Origin of the sequence: Hymenobacter lapidarius (genome assembly GCF_001816145.1) — a bacterium.
Lineage (GTDB): Bacteria > Bacteroidota > Bacteroidia > Cytophagales > Hymenobacteraceae > Hymenobacter > Hymenobacter lapidarius.
This window is the reverse complement of sequence record NZ_MDZB01000038.1, coordinates 1-844: the sequence shown is the minus strand read 5'-3', so window position 1 is coordinate 844 and position 844 is coordinate 1. Positions and strand designations below refer to the sequence as shown.

General features: G+C 61.8%; 1 protein-coding gene. It reads right to left on the bottom strand.

Features of this window, described 5'->3' with window-relative positions; all coding sequences use genetic code 11:
• Window positions 1-819 (bottom strand): IS982 family transposase (locus BEN47_RS01695; protein ID WP_083322009.1); only part of this gene is annotated, 819 nt, incomplete at its 3' end.
• Between the last annotated feature and the right edge of the window lie 25 nt (window positions 820-844).

Genomic DNA, 844 nt, shown 5'->3' with positions numbered 1-844 from the left:
GTCGAGGGCGTGGACGAAAATGAACAGCGCGATTTTGAGGACAAATCCCTGGGCCGTGACCGCATGAATTTGTTTGGGAAAGCGGGCGGTGAGTTGGCTGAAGGCCGTTTCGATGGTTTTGCGAAAGTGTTGGAGCAAATAGGTTTCGTGCGGTGCATGGGGCCGGGTGCTGTTGCCCTTACGGGCGGTCTGCTGGCGGTTGCCGGTGGCTTCGGCGAAAAGCTCCTCCCACGCGTAGTCCGTATAGCCGGCATCGGTGTAGAGCACGCTGCCTTCGGGCAGGTCCGGAGCCAAGGCCCGCAGGCCGCTGATGTCGGCTTCCGAGCCGGCGTGGACATAAAAGTCTACCGCAATGCCGTCGGTGGTGGCCACAACCTGGACCTTGAAACCATAAAACCAACTCCGCTTGCTCGCGCAACGCCCCCGGTATGCTTCGGGGCCCAGCAACTTGGAGCGGCCGATGCGCATGTTGTGGCACACGGCCACGGGAAAAGAGTCAATGACGTAGCGGGCCTCGGTATGCAAGGCCTTGAGCGCCTGACCGAAGGTAGCGAACAGGCCCAGCAGGGTCTCAGACAGGCGGTGCAGGTGTCGTGTAAAGCCACTCTTATCCAGGGACTTCATTCCCCAGTGCTGCTGCATGTAGTGCCGGCCCAGGGCCAGATTGCCGCCAAAGTAGCGGGCCGCCACCAGGGCTGTGGTCAGCACCTCGGCATCGGATAAGCGCCGGCGCGGGTCGGCCGGACGCGCCCAAACGGGGCGGGTCCGGGTGAGCAAATCGTCGAGGAAGCAGTACATTGCGATGGTCTGTTCGCGCATGGTTTCAGCAGGAATGAGGAGGTCA